The organism is Caulobacter sp. Root1455, assembly GCF_001426905.1.
Classification (GTDB): Bacteria; Pseudomonadota; Alphaproteobacteria; order Caulobacterales; family Caulobacteraceae; genus Caulobacter.
Window position 1 is genome coordinate 250,752 of sequence record NZ_LMFQ01000001.1, and the last position, 15,837, is coordinate 266,588.

A 15,837-nucleotide genomic window follows, 5' to 3' on the forward strand; every position below is an offset into this window, starting at 1 on the left:
ATTCGCTCGCCGATAGCGGTCGGCATGAACGAGCTCAGCGTCACCCTGCTTCTGGAGACCAGGACGGTCGGCGTGCGCGACGTGGCCTGCGACGGCGCCTGCCGCCACAGAAGCCCCAGCGAGTGCGCCGCCGCCACCCATCTCGTCTTTCCCTATCGCGGCGCCTATGTGCGCCATGTGGGCCGCCAGGACGTGGTGGCCGAAGCCAACCAGGTGGTGTTCTTCAACCGCGACCAGGACTACGCGATCAGCCATCCGATAGGCGGCGGCGACGCCTGCCTGTCGGTGTCGATCGACGACGCGCTGCTGACCGAGCTGTCCCCCGCCGAGCAGCTGGAGGACGGCGGCCTGGCGGTGTTCCGTCGACCGGCGCGCGGCCTCGCCCCGGCCGCCCAGGCCTTGGCCGCCCGGCTGAGGCACGGTCTGACGCGCGGCGCGTTCGAGCCGCTGCAGGCCGAGACCCTGACCCTGGCGCTGGTCGGCGCCGCCCTGGGCGAGCGCACAGCCCGGACCCGCGCCGCCAGCCATGGCCGGCGCAAGCTGGCCGATCGCGCCAAGCTGGTCCTGGCCTCCGACCCGGCGCGGCGCTGGACCTTGGCGCAGATCGCCGGAGACGTCGGCGTCTCGCCCGTCTACCTGACCCAGGTCTTCGCCCAGACCGAGGGCATGCCGCTCTATCGCTACCAGTTGCGGCTGCGGCTGGCGCGCGCCCTGGACCTGCTGGCCTCGTCCGACGACCTGACGACGCTGGCCCTCGACCTCGGCTTTTCCAGCCACAGCCATTTTACGGCGGCCTTCCGCCAGCTCCATGGCCACGCCCCGGCCGACTTCCGACGTTCGGTCAGACCGCCGCGCCTGTGCGCCTGATGGACAAGTGGCTTAACGGGCCCCGGCGGGAAAACCGAAGCTCAGGCTCGAGAACACCGTCTCGAAGTCGACGCCTTCGTCGGTCAGCGGCCTAGTCCACACCACGTCCATCATCCAGGCCCCGTCGGCGGGCATGGCGAAGCCGGCCCGGCCCTCGCCGTCGGTGCGATGCTGCTCGTGGGGCGCGGCGTCGTGGGCCAGGTCGGTGATCTTGACCAGCGCGCCCGCCAGGGGCCGGCCTTCGTACAGCACCCGCACCGGCAGGGTCGCCGGACGCGGCAGGGCGTAGGGGCTGGCCTCGGGCACGATCTCCAGGGTCAAGCCCACGGGCTTGACGACGGCGCCCTGGTCGCCGCCTTCGCCGACCTGGATCAGGGCCTTGGTCTGGCGGCTGTAGCGTTCGGAGGCGTCGATCGCCCGCAGGCCGCGCGCGGCCCGGGCCTCCAGGGCGGGGGTCAGGCCCTCTTCCTCGGCATAGGCGTTGAACCGGGCGGCCGACAGGTGGCTCTGGGCGGCGGCGTCGCTGCGCAGCGTCACCACATAGGCGCCGGGCCGCGAGAAGCCCAGGGCGCCGTCGGCGGTCTCGGCGCCGAGCGTCAGGGCCGGGCGCAGGTCCAGGGCTTCACCGCCCGGCGCCGCGGCGTCGAACCGCAGGACCCGGCGGATCGGCAGTTGCGAGCGCTGGCGCTCGGCCCCCGTCCCGACCTGCAGGACCATCGGCGTGGCGGCGTCGACGGACAGCCAGAAGCGTTCGGGCTGGATCCAGAACTCGTGCGCGGCGGCGGCTTGGGGACCGCAGGCCAGGGCCAGCGCGCCGGCGGCCGGCAGGACCCGGCGAAGGCCAGTCGTGAACAGGGTCATGGTCAGTCGGCCTTGCGCGAGGACTCGGCGGCGGCGTCGGGCGCGGCCAGGAACGGGAACACCGTGTCCGAATGCACGTGGTCGTCACGGTCGACGCCGTCGTCCACGCCGGTCAGGGCGCCGGTGGCCAGCAGCGAGCGATAGACGTCCACCGCGTCATAGTTCGGGGTCCGCCCGCCGCAGTCGCCCGCCAGGTCCCGACGGCCGGCCAGGGCGGCCAGCTCCACCGCGAACAGGGTCGTGCAGCGGGTCCCGGCGCTGTTGATCCACAACCGGTCGTCGGCCAGCAGGATCGCCAGGTTCAGGTAGCGCGACGCCCCGGCCCGACGGTCGGCGATCATCGCGTTGCCGCACTGGCCGTCGAAGGCGTCGTAGAGGCCCAGGGTCTTCTCGATCTCGGGGACAAAGGCGTCCGAGGTCGCCGGCGTGGCGTGGTTGTAGGCTTCCTTGAGGGCGTCGCTGACGGCGTCGGGCGCGAGCGTGGCCAGCAGGGCGTTGCCGGTCAGCGGGCGGCCCATGCGGTCGATGCGTCCCTTGGGCCCGACGGTCTCGCCCCAGACCGCCAGCAGCTTGCCGCCGCGCGACACCGCCGGCAGGTCGATCGAGATCACCAACGAGGCCGGCGTCCAGCCCGCCAGGAGGTTCTGGGCCGGTCCGCCGCGCGTGTGGCGCCAGCGTTCCAGGACGCCGGCCGAGGTCGCCTTGTCGAAGGCCGGGCAGCCCGCCTCGTCCAGGGACGCGCCGGCCTTGAGCGCGGCGGCGGCGAAATCGTAGGCCTCGCGCGTGCCCTTGACGTTGTTGAAGAACGGATCGTCGCGCGGGCCGGCGAAGACGCGGAAGCCGTGGCGGCGGGAGACCAGCCCTTCCGGACGGCCGGCGTCGCCGCGAGCCTCGTCCCCGTCGGCCGTGCAGTCGGCCTCCTGACCGCTGAACCGGCACGAGATCGTCGTCGTCGCCGTGGTCTTGCCCAGGCGCGCCCCGCTGTCGACGTGGAACACATAGGCCAGGTCCCTGGAGAAGCCGTGCCCGACGATCGCCATCACCAGGTTCAGCCGCCGGCTGTCCGGCGAGGTCCAGGCGAAGATGTCGCCGATGTCGGCCCGGGGATCGGCGATGACGCTGGGCGTGTCGAGGTGGTCGGACGCCCGCGCGGGTCCGGCGCCGGCCAGCAGCAGGGCCGCCGCGCCCCCAAGGCCCGCCGCCAGGGCGCGGCCGGTGTTGATGGTCCAAGTCATTGCGTCGCTCCCGAGAAACTGGAGCCGCAGAGAGCCTTGGAACGGCCGTCGTCCGCTGTCGAAATCTTTAGCGATCTGAACGTCGGTTCGCCGACGGGTCCCGGAAACCTATTCCACCGCGAAGACCAGCCCCGCCTTGGCCTGCAACCGCTCGACCAGCTTGCCCCGCAGCGCCGCGCCCGGCGTCCAGATCCCGCCGGCCACGTCCGGCGTGTCGATCAGGCACAGGGCCGTCTCGGCGATCATCTTGCTGGTCGAGCCGTAGCCGGGGTCCTTGTCGCCCTTGACGCTGGCGCGGACCTGACGGCCGTCGTCGGCGACGGCGACGAACAGCAGGTCGTAGAAGCCGGCCTCGCGCTCGTCCTTGCTGGGGCCCTCGCCCGGCTTGGGCCCGCCTTCGGCGCCCATGGCCGCGTTGGCCGCGCCGATCGCCTTGGCGGCGGCCTCGCCCGCCTCGCCGGGGCCGGTCAGGATCATTTCGTCATAGACGAAGTCGGCGCCGTACGGCTGGTCCATCAGCCAGTTGGAGCGGTGGACGTTGCGGGTGTTGATCGCCGCCATCACGAACGGGGCGGTCCACGAGCCCAGGTCCTCGTCATAGGCCACGGCCGCGCCGTGCGGCTGCTTGGGGCCGGCGAAGTCGGGGGTCAGGGCGAAGGGGTCCTTCAGGTATTCCAGGATCCGCGGGTCGCGGCCCGCCGCGGCCAGGGTGGCCCTCAGGCTGGCCGCCGTGCCGCCCGAGAAGCCGCCGCGCATGGCCCGCACCCGACCCTTGACCCGGGCGACCGGCGCGCCGAACCGCTTGGCCGCCTCCTGCTGCACGAACCAGACGCCCAGCTCGAACGGGATGGAGTCGAAGCCGCAGGAAAAGACGATCCGCGCCCCGCTGCCCTGGGCCGTCCGCTCGTGGGCGTCGATCATCTGGCGCATCCAGGCCGGCTCGCCGCAGAGGTCCAGACAGTCGGTCCCGGCCTCGGCGCAGGCGGCCGCCAGGTCGGAGCCGTAGAGCTGGTAGGGGCCGACCGTGGTCAGGACCGCCTTGGCCTGCTGGACCATGCGCCGCAGCGAGGCCGGGCTGTCGGCGTCGGCGACGATCAGCGGGATGTCGGCCATTGAAGCGCCCGTGAGGGCGCCGATCTCGTCGCGCACGGCGGCCAGCTTGTCGGCGTCGCGGCCCGACATCGCCCAGCGGACGCTCGGGTGACGCCTGGCGAAATGCTCGGCCACCAGCCGGCCGGTGAAGCCGGTCGCGCCGTGGACGATGACGTCGAACTCCGCGTTGGGTTTCATGGGTGCGCCTCCCGAGATCTTATCGTTGGAGGCAGAGTGGCGCGGATGGGCGGTGGAGGCAAACAAGCGTTCGTGAGGCGTACCTATTCAGCCTTCGGCTTCAACCCCAGCAGCCCCACGAAGCTCAAGCCCGCCGCCACGGCCAGGTACGCCCCCACCGGAACCAGCCCGCCCTTGTCGGCCAGGGCCTGGGCGATCATCGGCGCCAGGCCGCCGCCCAGGATGCCGCCGACATTGAAGGCGGTCGAGACGCCGGTGTAGCGGACCCGGGCCGGGAACAGGTCGGGCAGGAAGGCGCCCAGCGGGCCGTAGACGAAGCCCATGACCAGCAGGCCCAACGCCAAGAAGGCGAAGATGGCCAGCAGCGAGCCGGCCCCCATCATCACCGGCAGCAGGGCCCCGACCGCCACGGTCATGGCGCAGCCCGACATCAGCACCCGGCGCGGGTTGGTCGCGTCCGACCAGCAGCCGGCCGCGACGATGCCGGCGGCCATGAACAGGATCGCCCCCAACTGCACGCCCAGCATGGCGGTGCGGCTGTAGCCCAGGGTGGTGACGCCGTAGCCCAGCGCGAAGGCGGTCATCAGGTAGTAGACGGCGAAGCAGCAGATGGCCGCCAGCGTCCCGCAGAGGGTGGCCTTCCAGTGGCCGCGCAGCAGCTCGCCCAGCGGCACCGCCGGCGGCGCCTCGTGGGCGATGGCGGCGGCGAAGGCCGGGGTCTCGGTCAGCTTCAGCCGCACCCAAAGGCCGACGGCCACCAGGGCCGCGCTGCCCAGGAACGGCAGGCGCCAGCCCCAGGCCTGGAACTGTTCCGGCGTCAGGATGACGCCCAGCGCCAGGAAGAGCCCGTTGGCGGCGATGAAGCCGACCGGCGCGCCCAGCTGCGGAAACATGCCGAACCGCGCCTTCCAGCCCGGAGGGGCGTTTTCAACGGCCAGAAGGGCCGCCCCGCCCCACTCGCCGCCCAGGCCGAAGCCCTGGCCGAACCGCAGCAGGCACAACAGGGTCGGGGCCAGCCAGCCGGCCATGGCATAGGTGGGCAGGAAGGCGATGGCCAGGGTCGAGCCGCCCATCAGCATCAGCGAGGCCACCAGGGTCGACTTGCGCCCGACCCGGTCCCCGAAGTGGCCGAACGCCACGGCTCCGAGCGGCCGAGCCAGGAACGCCACGCCCAGGCTGGCGTAGGAGGCCATCAGCTGCAGGCTGGCCGACTTGGACGGGAAGAACAGCGGCCCAAACACCAGCGAGGCGGCCGTGGCGTAGATGTAGAAGTCGTAGAACTCCACCGCCGTGCCCACCAGGCTGGCGGTCAAGACGCGGCGGTTGGAGTTGGTCGCGGTCTGTCTGGTTTCGCCGCTCATGCGCATCCCCCGAGAAACTCGGCCACGGCTTGGCGGGCGGAAGGCGCCGCGTCAATCGATAGGGCGAAAAATGACCCCGACGGTTTCACTTTTGCACCTAGCGCGACCTTCTTTATTCGAGGCGCAAGGCATTTTCGGTAGAAGCTTGCCGAACAGGAACCGCTCAGCCTTTTTCCAGTAACCGCACTCTATCAGCCAAGTCCCCGGCGGTTTGCGCCACCCTCCAGAAGCGCCGGTCGGCTGTGACCACATAGGTCTGCTCGCGGATGGCCAGCGCCAAATAGAGGCAGTCATAGACGGGGTGACCCAAGCGCTGGGCCAGGGCGGCAGCCGCCGCCAAATCCTCCTCGATCGGGATGGAGGTCACTGGCGCGTTGAACAGCTCAGACAGCCGCTCCTCGGCCTCGCCGACGCTGAGTTCGCCGCGCAGATTGCGCCGCCACAGGGCATTGGCGGCCTCCAACAGCCACAAGGAAGGCGCGATCAGGTCGTCGTCGAGCAAGGCGTCTGCGGCGGCTTGGCCAGGCTCGGCCAACACCCATTTCAACGCCACAGAGGCGTCGACGACCAGCGTCACCGCGTGTCGCGATCCAGCCGGATAAGATCCGCCGACTCCCCGACGATCCGACCTTGGGTCTGTTCCCGCAGAGACGCGGCGCGCTCGCGAAAGGCGGCCCGTCCAGCCTTGAGAGCGGCCTCCAGGATCAGACGATGCTCGGCCTCGGCGCTGCGGCCGTGGGCGCTCGCCCGGCGCTTGAGCGCTTCGACAACATCGCGGGGAACGTCACGGACCAGGAGCTGAGCCATGTATGGACGATATCACTTGATAGCACCCCCAGCAATCGCCCCCATAGCCCTCCGCGCCTTTCATGCGTTAGAACTCCGCCATGAAGAACCTCCCCAACATCCTGACCGCCTCGCGCCTCGTCATCGCGCTGTTCATGTTCGTGGCCCTGGCCGCGGCGGCCGGCGGCGTGCCGTGGTTGAGCGAGAACCTCACCGGCGAGCAGCAGATGTCGCTGCAGCGCTGGGCGTTCTGGGCGTTCGTGGTGGCGGCGGTGACCGACTTCTTCGACGGCTGGCTGGCCCGCAAACTCGACGCGGTCAGCATCTGGGGCGCGATCCTCGACCCGATCGGCGACAAGATCCTGGTCTGCGGCGCCCTGCTGGGCCTGATGGCCCTGGGCCCCAATCCGCTGGTGATCCTGCCGTCGGGCCTGATCCTGTTCCGCGAATTCGCCGTCAGCGCCCTGCGCGAGGTCGGGGCCGGCAAGGGGATCAAGCTGCCCGTCACCGTGCTGGCCAAGTGGAAGACCACCCTGCAACTGGTGGCGATCGGCGCCGAGATGATCCTGGTCTCGTGGGCCGCCTTCGGCCTGCCGACCGAGCCGTCGGTGGTGGCCCCCGCCACCTACATCACCCACGGCCTGCTGTGGCTGGCCGCGGTGGTGACCCTGATCACGGGCGCCCAGTATTGGGAAGCGGCGCGTAAGGCCCTGGTTTAGGGGCGGAGCTCTTCCTTCCCCATTCCACCGCCCGTCATCCTCGGACTTGTTCCGAGGACCCCTATGTCAACCGCGCTGTCGGTCGGTATGGAGCCGCGACCTCACCGTTGCGCTGGTCAGCATTCTTCTCGGCTGAAGCAGGGGTCCTCGGAACAAGTCCGAGGATGACGGTTGATAATTGCAGAGGGGACGGAAAGGCGACGCGCCCTACTCGGCCGCCAGCAGCGGCGCCGCGTCGTCCTCGATCGCGTCTGAGTCCGTCGGGCCGTGCAGCAGCCACTCGGTGTCGGGTTCTCGGCCTGACCGCGTCCGTTCCGCCCGCATCATCAGGGCCAGCCAGCCGGCGCCCGCCGTCAGAAACACCATGATCGCCTCCGAAGCGCTTCGTCACTATTGAGAATGACTCTCAACAATGGCGAAGGCAAGGCGTCTAGGGCGCGGTCTTCGGTGTCAGGCGGCTTCGGCGGGTACGGCGGGCGCCTTGCGGCGGGCGGCGGCGGTCGCGCCGCGCTTCTTGGTCGCCGCTTCCAGGGCGACCTGGCGGCGTTTGGAGGCTTCAAGCTCGAGCACGGGCAACACCTCCGCCGCGCCACGGCGCTGGGCCGGCGTGCCCACGATGTCCAGGCGACGGGCATTGGCCAGGAGCGTGACCAGCTCCTGGTCGTTCAGCAGAGGAATCCGCTCGATCAGGGTCATACTTAGCTCCTCGAAAGTCAGCAATTCCCGCAGTAGGGCGAGAGAAGTACCTTAACGTTCAAGGCGGCGCTTGGGGTCCAAAACTATTTGCGATTCAAGTCGATTCACGAATTCACTTGCCCTAAGCCGTTTCGAGGCTCATGGTGCATTATCGAAATTCGCTGACGTTCGGCCTGCTTTTCCATGCTCTCTTCGTGAGAGCGCCGGACGCGCCCACCGACCCCCAACGAAATTTGATCGCCGTGCGGAACGACTCCGCCGACGAATATTGACTGCAAGGACTACCACTATGGCTACCGGCACCGTGAAATGGTTCAACGGCACCAAGGGCTTCGGCTTCATCCAACCTGACGACGGCGGCGCTGACGTCTTCGTGCACATCTCGGCCGTTGAACGCGCCGGTCTGCGTGGTCTGGACGAAGGTCAGAAGATCACCTACGAACTCGAGCGCGACAACCGCTCGGGCAAGATGTCGGCGGGCCAACTGCAGGCTTAATCGCCTCACGCTCACGAGATTTGGAATGGGTCGGCGCCCTGGCGCCGGCCCATTTTTCTTGCGCGTTTCCCTTGCGCCCAACCGGGGCACGTAACAGGGTTCGCGGGTTCCGGCAGAGAGCTCACGAGCCCATGCGTCCAGCCCGCCTCTTGGCGCCAACCCGCCTCCTGACGATCGTCCTGGCGGCCCTGAGCCTCTCGGCCTGCGGATCGCTGTCGCGCGACCTCTACACCGCCAGCGACCTGGCCGGACCGCCGCCAAAGGGCCTGGCCGGACTGCGCTTCAACGCCAGCGACAGCGACGCGGCCGTCCGTTTCGCCGAGCCGGCCCGCAAGCGCGCCCAGGTCCAGCGCACCTTCGACGTCCTGGCCCTGTCGGGCGGCGGTTCGAACGGAGCCTACGGGGCCGGCGTGCTGGCCGGCTGGACCAAGCGCGGCGAGCGGCCGGAATTCGACATCGTCACCGGCGTCTCGACCGGCGCCCTGACCGCGCCCTTCGCCTTCCTGGGTCCCAGCTGGGACGACCGGCTGACCGAAGCCTACACCGGCAAGGAGGCCGGCCGCGTCCTCAAGCCGCGCGGCCTGGGCCTGCTGTTCCACACCAGCGTCTACAGCAGCGGCGGCCTGCGGGCCCTGGTCGACGCCAACGTCACCGACGACCTGCTGGCGGCCATCGCCGCCGAGCACAAGCGCGGCCGTCGCCTGCTGATCGCCACCACCAACCTGGACACCGAGGAGACGGTGATCTGGGACATGGGCGCCATCGCCACCCGCGGCGATCCGGCCTCGCGCCGCCTGTTCAAGGAGGTGCTGGTGGCCTCGGCCAGCATCCCCGGCGTCCTGCCGCCCACCCTGATCGAGATCCAGGGCCCCAATAGCGAGAAGGGGGGCCGGCGCCTGTCGGAGATGCATGTGGACGGCGGCGTCACCATCCCGTTCTTCGTGGCCCCGGAGTCGCTGCTGCTGTGGACCGCGGCCAAGGGCCAGGCCCGGCCCGGGCGGCTTTACGTGATCGTCAACGGCAAGGTCGGCGGCACCTTCGGCTTCACCAAGGGCAACGCCGGGGCGATCGTCGGCCGCTCGTGGGACGCGATGAGCAAGGCCCTGATGCGCACCCACCTGGCGGCCAGCAGCGCCTTCGCCCGGCGCAACGGCGGACAGCTGTTCTACGCGGCCATTCCCGACAGCGCCGACCTGGACACCTCGGGGCTGGATTTCGCCAACGACAACCGCGCGGCCCTGTTCCGCATGGGCTTCGAGCGGGCCGAGGCCGGCTGGGCCTGGAGCCTGACCGACGCCCCCGTCGAAGTCCCGCCCGCCCAGCCCGCCGTGCCCGCGCCGCCGGCGATCAGCGGTCGGTGAGGCGTCAGCAAGATCGCCCCCTTCCACCGTCATCCCGGGCCTCGTGCCCGGGACCCCTGGTTCAGCTGACGGTGAAGCGCCTTGGCGCGCCAGCGCGCCACACCCCCGCACTTGCGGCGGACAGAGGGGTCCCGGGCACAAGGCCCGGGATGCCGGGCTGAAAGGAGGCCGCGAAAAGATAACGGTGTTGGCGCAACGAACCTTGAAGGACTGCAGCCGATCACCGTCCAAGCCGCGTTCAGAGTCTAGGGTTGCGCCAAACCGACTCCCTCTCTAAACGGGCGGCTTAACCTGCAAGATGGTCGGCAGCGGGCGCGCGGATGTGCGCGACCGTGTCTCTGCGCGCGAGTTTCTCCATGCCCAAAAGAACAGACATCTCCTCGATCCTGATCATCGGCGCCGGGCCGATCGTCATCGGCCAGGCGTGCGAGTTCGACTATTCGGGCGTCCAGGCGTGCAAGGCGCTGCGCGCCGAGGGCTACCGGATCATCCTGGTCAATTCCAACCCCGCCACGATCATGACCGATCCGGACGTGGCCGACGCGACCTATATCGAGCCGATCACCCCGGACATGGTCGAGAAGATCATCGCCAAGGAACGGCCGGACGCCCTGCTGCCCACCATGGGCGGCCAGACCGCGCTGAACACCGCCCTGGCCCTGGAAGCCAGCGGCGCCCTGGCCAAGTACGGCGTCGAGATGATCGGCGCCAAGGCCGAGGTGATCGACAAGGCCGAGGACCGCCAGAAGTTCCGCGACGCCATGGACAAGCTGGGCCTGGAGAGCCCCAAGTCCAAGGCCGCCCACAACATGGACGAGGCCCGCGACGGCCTGGCGTTCGTCGGCCTGCCGGCCATCATCCGCCCGTCCTTCACCCTGGCCGGCACCGGCGGCGGCATCGCCTACAATGTCGAGGAATTCGAGGAGATCGTCGCGCGGGGTCTGGACCTGTCGCCGACCACCGAGGTCCTGATCGAGGAAAGCGTCCTCGGCTGGAAGGAATACGAGATGGAAGTGGTCCGCGACACGGCGGACAACTGCATCATCGTCTGCTCGATCGAGAACATCGACCCGATGGGCGTCCACACCGGCGACTCGATCACCGTCGCCCCGGCCCTGACCCTGACCGACAAGGAATACCAGTGGATGCGCGCGGCGAGCATCGCCGTGCTGCGCGAGATCGGCGTCGAGACCGGCGGCTCGAACGTCCAGTTCGCGGTCAATCCGGCCGACGGCCGCATGGTCGTGATCGAGATGAACCCGCGGGTGTCGCGCTCGTCGGCCCTGGCGTCCAAGGCCACCGGCTTCCCGATCGCCAAGGTCGCCGCCCGCCTGGCCGTCGGCTACACGCTGGACGAGCTGAAGAACGACATCACCGGCGGCGCGACCCCGGCCTCGTTCGAGCCCAGCATCGACTACGTGGTCACCAAGATCCCGCGCTTCGCCTTCGAGAAGTATCCGGGCAGCGAGCCGCTGCTGACCACCGCCATGAAGTCGGTCGGTGAAGTCATGGCCATCGGCCGCACCTTCAAGGAAAGCGTCCAGAAGGCCTTGCGCGGCCTGGAGACCGGCCTGAACGGCTTCGACGAGATCGAGATCGCCGGCGCCGACGATCCCGACACCGGCCGCGCGGCGGTGATCCGCGCCCTGAACACCCCGACCCCCGACCGCCTGCGCGTGATCGCCCAGGCCTTCCGCCACGGCCTGTCGGTCGAGGAGGTCAACGCCGCCTGCAGCTACGAGCCGTGGTTCCTGCGCCAGATCGCCGAGCTGGTCCGCCAGGAGGGCTGGGTCCGGGCCGGCGGTCTGCCGACGGATGCGCAAGGGTTCCGCGCCCTGAAGGCCCAGGGCTTCTCCGACGCCCGCCTGGCCAAGCTGACCGGCTCGACCGAGAAGGCCGTCCGCAAAGCCCGCCAGGACCTCAAGGTCCGCCCTGTGTTCAAGCGCATCGACAGCTGCGCCGGTGAGTTCGCGGCCACCACGCCCTACATGTATTCGACCTACGAAACCGGGGCCCTCGGCCAGGTTCCCGAGTGCGAGAGCGCGCCGTCCAACCGCAAGAAGGCGGTGATCCTGGGCGGCGGTCCCAACCGGATCGGCCAGGGCATCGAGTTCGACTACTGCTGCTGCCACGCGGCCTTCGCGCTGGACGCCATCGGCATCGAGTCGATCATGGTCAACTGCAACCCCGAGACCGTCTCGACCGACTACGACACCTCCGACCGCCTGTACTTCGAGCCGCTGACGGCCGAGGACGTGCTGGAGCTGCTGGAGGTCGAAAAGAGCAACGGCACGCTGGCCGGCGTGATCGTCCAGTTCGGCGGCCAGACGCCGCTGAAGCTGGCCCACGCGCTGGAAGAGGCCGGGATCCCGATCCTGGGCACCAGCCCCGACGCCATCGACCTGGCCGAGGACCGCGAGCGCTTCCAGCAACTGCTGAACGGCCTTTCCATCGCCCAGCCCGAGAACGCCATCGCCCGCACCTGGGACGAGGCCCGGGCCGAAGGCGACAAGATCGGCTTCCCGTTCGTGATGCGCCCGTCCTACGTGCTGGGCGGCCGGGGCATGGAGATCATCCGCGACCACGAGCACCTGGAACGCTACATCGCCAACACCGGCGAGATCTCGTTCGAGCACCCGATCCTGCTGGACCACTATCTGAGCCGCGCCACCGAGGTGGACGTCGACGCCCTGTGCGACGGCAAGGACGTGTTCGTGGCCGGCGTGCTGGAGCACATCGAGGAAGCCGGCGTCCACTCGGGCGACAGCGCCTGTTCGATGCCGCCCTTCTCGCTCAGCGCCGCCACGGTGGAGGAGCTGAAGCGCCAGACCGTGAAGATGGCCCTGGCCCTGAACGTCCGCGGCCTGATGAACGTGCAGTTCGCCATCGAGGAGCCGCACAGCGCCGAGCCGCGCATCTATGTGCTGGAGGTCAATCCGCGCGCCTCGCGCACCGTGCCGTTCGTGGCCAAGACGATCGGGCAGCCCGTCGCGGCGATCGCCGCCAAGATCATGGCCGGCGAGACCCTGGCCAGCTTCGGCCTCAGGGACGTTCCCTACGACCACATCGCGGTCAAGGAAGCGGTCTTCCCGTTCGCCCGCTTCGCCGGCGTCGACACGGTGCTGGGCCCGGAAATGCGCTCGACCGGCGAGGTCATGGGCCTGGACTGGATCCGCGAGGGCGAACAGGGCCTGGGCCCGGCCTTCGCCCGCGCCTTCGCCAAGAGCCAGCTGGGCGGCGGCGTCAACCTGCCGACCGCCGGGACCGCGTTCGTCTCGGTCAAGGAAAGCGACCGTCCGTGGATCGTCGAGCCGGTCAAGCTGCTGCAGGCGGCGGGCTTCAAGGTGCTGTCGACGGTCGGCACGCGCGGCTACCTGGCCGAGCAGGGCGTCGAGGTCGAGCTGGTCAAGAAGGTGCTGGAAGGCCGCCCGCACATCGTCGACGTGATGAAGAACGGCGGCGTGCAGCTGGTGTTCAACACCACCGAGGGCAAGCAGGCCCTGGAGGACAGCTTCGAGATCCGCCGCACGGCGCTGATGATGAAGGTGCCGTACTACACCACCTCGGCCGGCGCCCTGGCCGCGGCCCAGGCCATCTCCAGCGCCCCGGCCGAGATGCTGGAAGTGCGGCCGCTGCAGAGCTACCAGTAACCTCCAATCCTTCTCCGCTTGCGGGAGAAGGTGGCCCGCCCAGGGGGTCGGATGAGGGCTCGAAGACCAGATCCGCCGCGATCAGCCGAAAGGCCGGTCGCGGCGGCTTTCGTTGGGCGGCGCTTGAAAGTTATCCACAGGCCTTCCCCTTAGCACCGTCATCCCGGGCCTTGTGCCCGGGACCCCTGGTTCAGTTGACGGTGAAGCGAAATGGCGCGCCGGCGCGCCACACCCCGCCCTTGCGGCGGACAGAGGGGTCCCGGGCACAAGGCCCGGGATGACGGTCGAGAGGGGACGAGCGGAGGTCTATCCCCGCACCTCGCAAAACAAACCCTCGGGAATCCAACCCCTTACACAAAAACGCACGTTTCCGATCCCCACCCTCCAGGACGGCCGCATCCTAGAGGCATGACCCAAGCCCAAGACATCCCCACCTGGTCCCTGACCTTCCAGCTCAAGCTGATGGCCGCCCTCGACGCGGTCTGGGCGATCTTGGAGGCCAGCGACGACCCCGCCGAGATCCGCCGGGCCCGCGACAAGGCGAAAGCCTGCGGCGAACTGGCCGCCGTGGCCCGCAAGGTCGCGCAGATGGTCCCGACCCCGCGCGGCAAGCCGCAGATGGCCGAGGCGGTCGCCGGAATGGCCACCACTCAAGCCGTGGCGACCGTGCAGGAAATGATGGCCGCCATGTCCCCGCCGACGGCGGCGCCGGTCGCAGCCCAAGCCGAGCACGCCCGCCGCGCGCTGGACAAGCTCAAGGGCGGCCGACGCGGGCGGTTGTGACGGGGACCGGACGGCGCCCATAATCCCCGTCATCCTCGGGCTTGTTCCGAGGACCCCGCGTTCAGCCGAGCTGTCGGCTCCATGGCGGGCCAGCCCGCCACCCCACGGCCTTCCCGGCGGGGGCAGGGGTCCTCGGAACAAGTCCGAGGATGACGGACGTGGGTGATGTTTTTGAATGACCGCCCGCGACGGCGAGGCCGCGCCTTGAAACCTTGATGGCGAGCCGGCTCTGCCGCCAATTGAGCCCCGTCCCGCCAGACGCTAAACCCAAGCCATGACCGCCCCCTACTCCGACGCCGAAGTCGCCGACCTGGCCGCGCGCCTGCTGGACCACAGCCTGCCCAAGGCCCAGTGGACCCACGCCGCGCACCTGACCGCCACGATGCGCCTGGTCCGCACCCGCGACGACGACCTGGAGCGCGACATGCCGCGCATCATCCAGACCTACAACGTCGCGGTCGGCGGGGTGAACGACGACCACAACGGCTATCACGAGACCATCACCCAGGCTTACCTGGCCGCCATCCGCGCCTTCGTCGCGGCCCTGCCGGCCGGGATCGGCGACGGCGAGGCGTCCGCGCGCCTGCTGGCCACGCCGATGGGCGACAAGGCCTGGCCGCTGGGCTTCTGGTCGCGCGAGCGATTGTTCAGCGTCGCGGCCCGCCGGGGCTGGGTGGAGCCGGACCTGAAGCCGTTGGAGGCGCCCGTGAGCCTGCCGGCGTGATCACCTTCGCGGCCGTCTATCTGGCCGTCCTGAACCTGGCGACCTTCGTGATCTTCGGGTTCGACAAGGCCGCCGCCGCCGACCGGCGCTCGCGCGTGCCCGAACGCGCCCTGCTGGCCCTGGCCGCCCTGGGCGGCAGCCCCGGCGCCCTGCTGGCCCGCCCGGTGTTTCGCCACAAGACCCGCAAACAGCCGTTCAGCGCCTGGCTGACGCTGATCGTGTTCCTGCAGGCCGCGACGGTCGCGGCGCTCCTGGCGATGGCGTGGCGCGGACGTTGACGGGGCATTGACAAGCGCGGCCGTCGTTCGGCGACTGGAACGGTTCGCAGGGAGCCCGCCATGATCGTCGTCCACCACCTGAACAACTCGCGCAGCCAGCGGGTGCTGTGGCTGCTGGAGGAGCTGGGCGTTCCCTACGAGGTCAAGCGCTACCAGCGCGACGCCAAGACCATGCTGGCCCCGCCGGACCTGCTGGCCGTCCACCCGCTGGGCAAGTCGCCGGTGATCACCGACGGCGACAAGACCCTGGCCGAGACCGGGGCGATCGTCGACTACCTGCTGGAGACCTACGGCCAGGGCCGGCTGATCCCGGCGGCCGGGACGCCCGAGCGCCTGGCCTACACCTACTGGCTGCACTACGCCGAGGGTTCGGCCATGACGCCGCTGCTGCTGAAGCTGGTGTTCACGGCCCTGCCCGCCCGCGCGCCCGGCCTGCTGAAGGGCCTGGTCAAGAGCATCGCCGGCCGGGCCCAGAGCGGCTTCGTCGATCCGCAGCTGAAGCTGCACATCGACCACTGGGACGCCGCGCTGGCCAAGACCGCCTGGTTCGCCGGCCCGGACTTCACCGCCGCCGACATCATGATGAGCTTCCCCCTGGAGACCGGCGCCGCCCGCGCCGGGGCCGGATCGCGCCCCAGGATCAAGGCGTTCCTGGGCCGCATCCACGTCCGTCCGGCCTATCTCAGGGCGCTGGAACGCGGCGGGCCGTACAACTACGCCTGATCGCCAA

17 protein-coding genes are annotated in these 15,837 nt (G+C 69.8%); 9 read left to right on the top strand and 8 right to left on the bottom strand.

The window, feature by feature from the left end:
- Window positions 1–24: 24 nt before the first annotated feature.
- A complete protein-coding gene (locus ASD21_RS00930) occupies window positions 25–867 on the top strand; it encodes a helix-turn-helix transcriptional regulator (protein ID WP_056435377.1) in 843 nt (280 codons plus the stop codon).
- 12 nt (window positions 868–879) lie between these two features.
- Here the strand turns inward: ASD21_RS00930 and ASD21_RS00935 are convergent, their stop codons facing one another.
- The 6 genes from ASD21_RS00935 to ASD21_RS00960 all read right to left on the bottom strand — a co-directional run bounded on the left by ASD21_RS00935 (window position 880) and on the right by ASD21_RS00960 (window position 6,421).
- Window positions 880–1,728 (bottom strand): DUF4198 domain-containing protein, encoded by an 849-nt coding sequence (locus ASD21_RS00935; RefSeq protein ID WP_056435379.1) that lies wholly within the window; start codon window positions 1,726–1,728, stop codon window positions 880–882.
- Between the two features lie 2 nt (window positions 1,729–1,730).
- The gene (locus ASD21_RS00940) at window positions 1,731–2,963 is read right to left on the bottom strand and encodes a DUF4331 family protein (protein WP_056435382.1); all 1,233 of its coding nucleotides are present in this window, start codon (window positions 2,961–2,963) and stop codon (window positions 1,731–1,733) included.
- Window positions 2,964–3,071: 108 nt separating this feature from the next.
- On the bottom strand, window positions 3,072–4,253 hold the full coding sequence (locus ASD21_RS00945; protein ID WP_056435384.1) for a saccharopine dehydrogenase family protein: 1,182 nt from the start codon (window positions 4,251–4,253) through the stop codon (window positions 3,072–3,074).
- An 83-nt stretch (window positions 4,254–4,336) separates the two neighbouring features.
- A complete protein-coding gene (locus tag ASD21_RS00950) occupies window positions 4,337–5,614 on the bottom strand; it encodes an MFS transporter (protein WP_056435387.1) in 1,278 nt (425 codons plus the stop codon).
- A gap of 163 nt (window positions 5,615–5,777) precedes the next feature.
- On the bottom strand, window positions 5,778–6,191 hold the full coding sequence (locus ASD21_RS00955; protein WP_056435390.1) for a type II toxin-antitoxin system VapC family toxin: 414 nt from the start codon (window positions 6,189–6,191) through the stop codon (window positions 5,778–5,780).
- The gene (locus tag ASD21_RS00960) at window positions 6,188–6,421 is read right to left on the bottom strand and encodes a FitA-like ribbon-helix-helix domain-containing protein (RefSeq protein ID WP_056435393.1); all 234 of its coding nucleotides are present in this window, start codon (window positions 6,419–6,421) and stop codon (window positions 6,188–6,190) included. The genes ASD21_RS00955 and ASD21_RS00960 overlap by 4 nt, the downstream gene beginning before the upstream one ends.
- Before the next feature lie 80 nt (window positions 6,422–6,501).
- On the opposite strand from ASD21_RS00960, the gene pgsA reads away from it, so the two are divergent.
- Window positions 6,502–7,119: a CDP-diacylglycerol--glycerol-3-phosphate 3-phosphatidyltransferase gene (gene pgsA / locus ASD21_RS00965; RefSeq protein WP_056435396.1), complete on the top strand. Its 618-nt coding sequence runs from the start codon at window positions 6,502–6,504 to the stop codon at window positions 7,117–7,119.
- 207 nt (window positions 7,120–7,326) lie between these two features.
- Here pgsA and ASD21_RS24390 read toward each other — a convergent pair whose 3' ends face one another.
- Complete coding sequence (locus tag ASD21_RS24390; protein ID WP_200941379.1) at window positions 7,327–7,485, bottom strand: hypothetical protein; 159 nt, start codon at window positions 7,483–7,485, stop codon at window positions 7,327–7,329.
- An 84-nt stretch (window positions 7,486–7,569) separates the two neighbouring features.
- Window positions 7,570–7,815 (bottom strand): hypothetical protein, encoded by a 246-nt coding sequence (locus ASD21_RS00970; RefSeq protein ID WP_056435397.1) that lies wholly within the window; start codon window positions 7,813–7,815, stop codon window positions 7,570–7,572.
- A 289-nt stretch (window positions 7,816–8,104) separates the two neighbouring features.
- Between ASD21_RS00970 and ASD21_RS00975 the strand changes: the two genes are divergently transcribed.
- From ASD21_RS00975 to ASD21_RS01005, 7 genes are all read left to right on the top strand, one after another.
- Window positions 8,105–8,311 carry a cold-shock protein gene (locus tag ASD21_RS00975; RefSeq protein WP_007666377.1) on the top strand — a complete coding sequence of 69 codons (207 nt, stop codon included), beginning with the start codon at window positions 8,105–8,107 and terminating at the stop codon, window positions 8,309–8,311.
- A gap of 131 nt (window positions 8,312–8,442) precedes the next feature.
- Window positions 8,443–9,672 (top strand): patatin-like phospholipase family protein, encoded by a 1,230-nt coding sequence (locus tag ASD21_RS00980; RefSeq protein WP_056435400.1) that lies wholly within the window; start codon window positions 8,443–8,445, stop codon window positions 9,670–9,672.
- Window positions 9,673–10,028: 356 nt separating this feature from the next.
- Complete coding sequence (carB, locus tag ASD21_RS00985; protein WP_056436263.1) at window positions 10,029–13,322, top strand: carbamoyl-phosphate synthase large subunit; 3,294 nt, start codon at window positions 10,029–10,031, stop codon at window positions 13,320–13,322.
- A gap of 408 nt (window positions 13,323–13,730) precedes the next feature.
- Window positions 13,731–14,105: a hypothetical protein gene (locus tag ASD21_RS00990; RefSeq protein WP_056435402.1), complete on the top strand. Its 375-nt coding sequence runs from the start codon at window positions 13,731–13,733 to the stop codon at window positions 14,103–14,105.
- 274 nt (window positions 14,106–14,379) lie between these two features.
- Window positions 14,380–14,829: a hypothetical protein gene (locus tag ASD21_RS00995; protein ID WP_056435406.1), complete on the top strand. Its 450-nt coding sequence runs from the start codon at window positions 14,380–14,382 to the stop codon at window positions 14,827–14,829.
- Window positions 14,826–15,107: a DUF1294 domain-containing protein gene (locus ASD21_RS01000; RefSeq protein WP_200941380.1), complete on the top strand. Its 282-nt coding sequence runs from the start codon at window positions 14,826–14,828 to the stop codon at window positions 15,105–15,107. The genes ASD21_RS00995 and ASD21_RS01000 overlap by 4 nt, the downstream gene beginning before the upstream one ends.
- Before the next feature lie 60 nt (window positions 15,108–15,167).
- Complete coding sequence (locus ASD21_RS01005) at window positions 15,168–15,830, top strand: glutathione S-transferase family protein (RefSeq protein ID WP_056435409.1); 663 nt, start codon at window positions 15,168–15,170, stop codon at window positions 15,828–15,830.
- The last annotated feature ends 7 nt before the right edge of the window (window positions 15,831–15,837 follow it).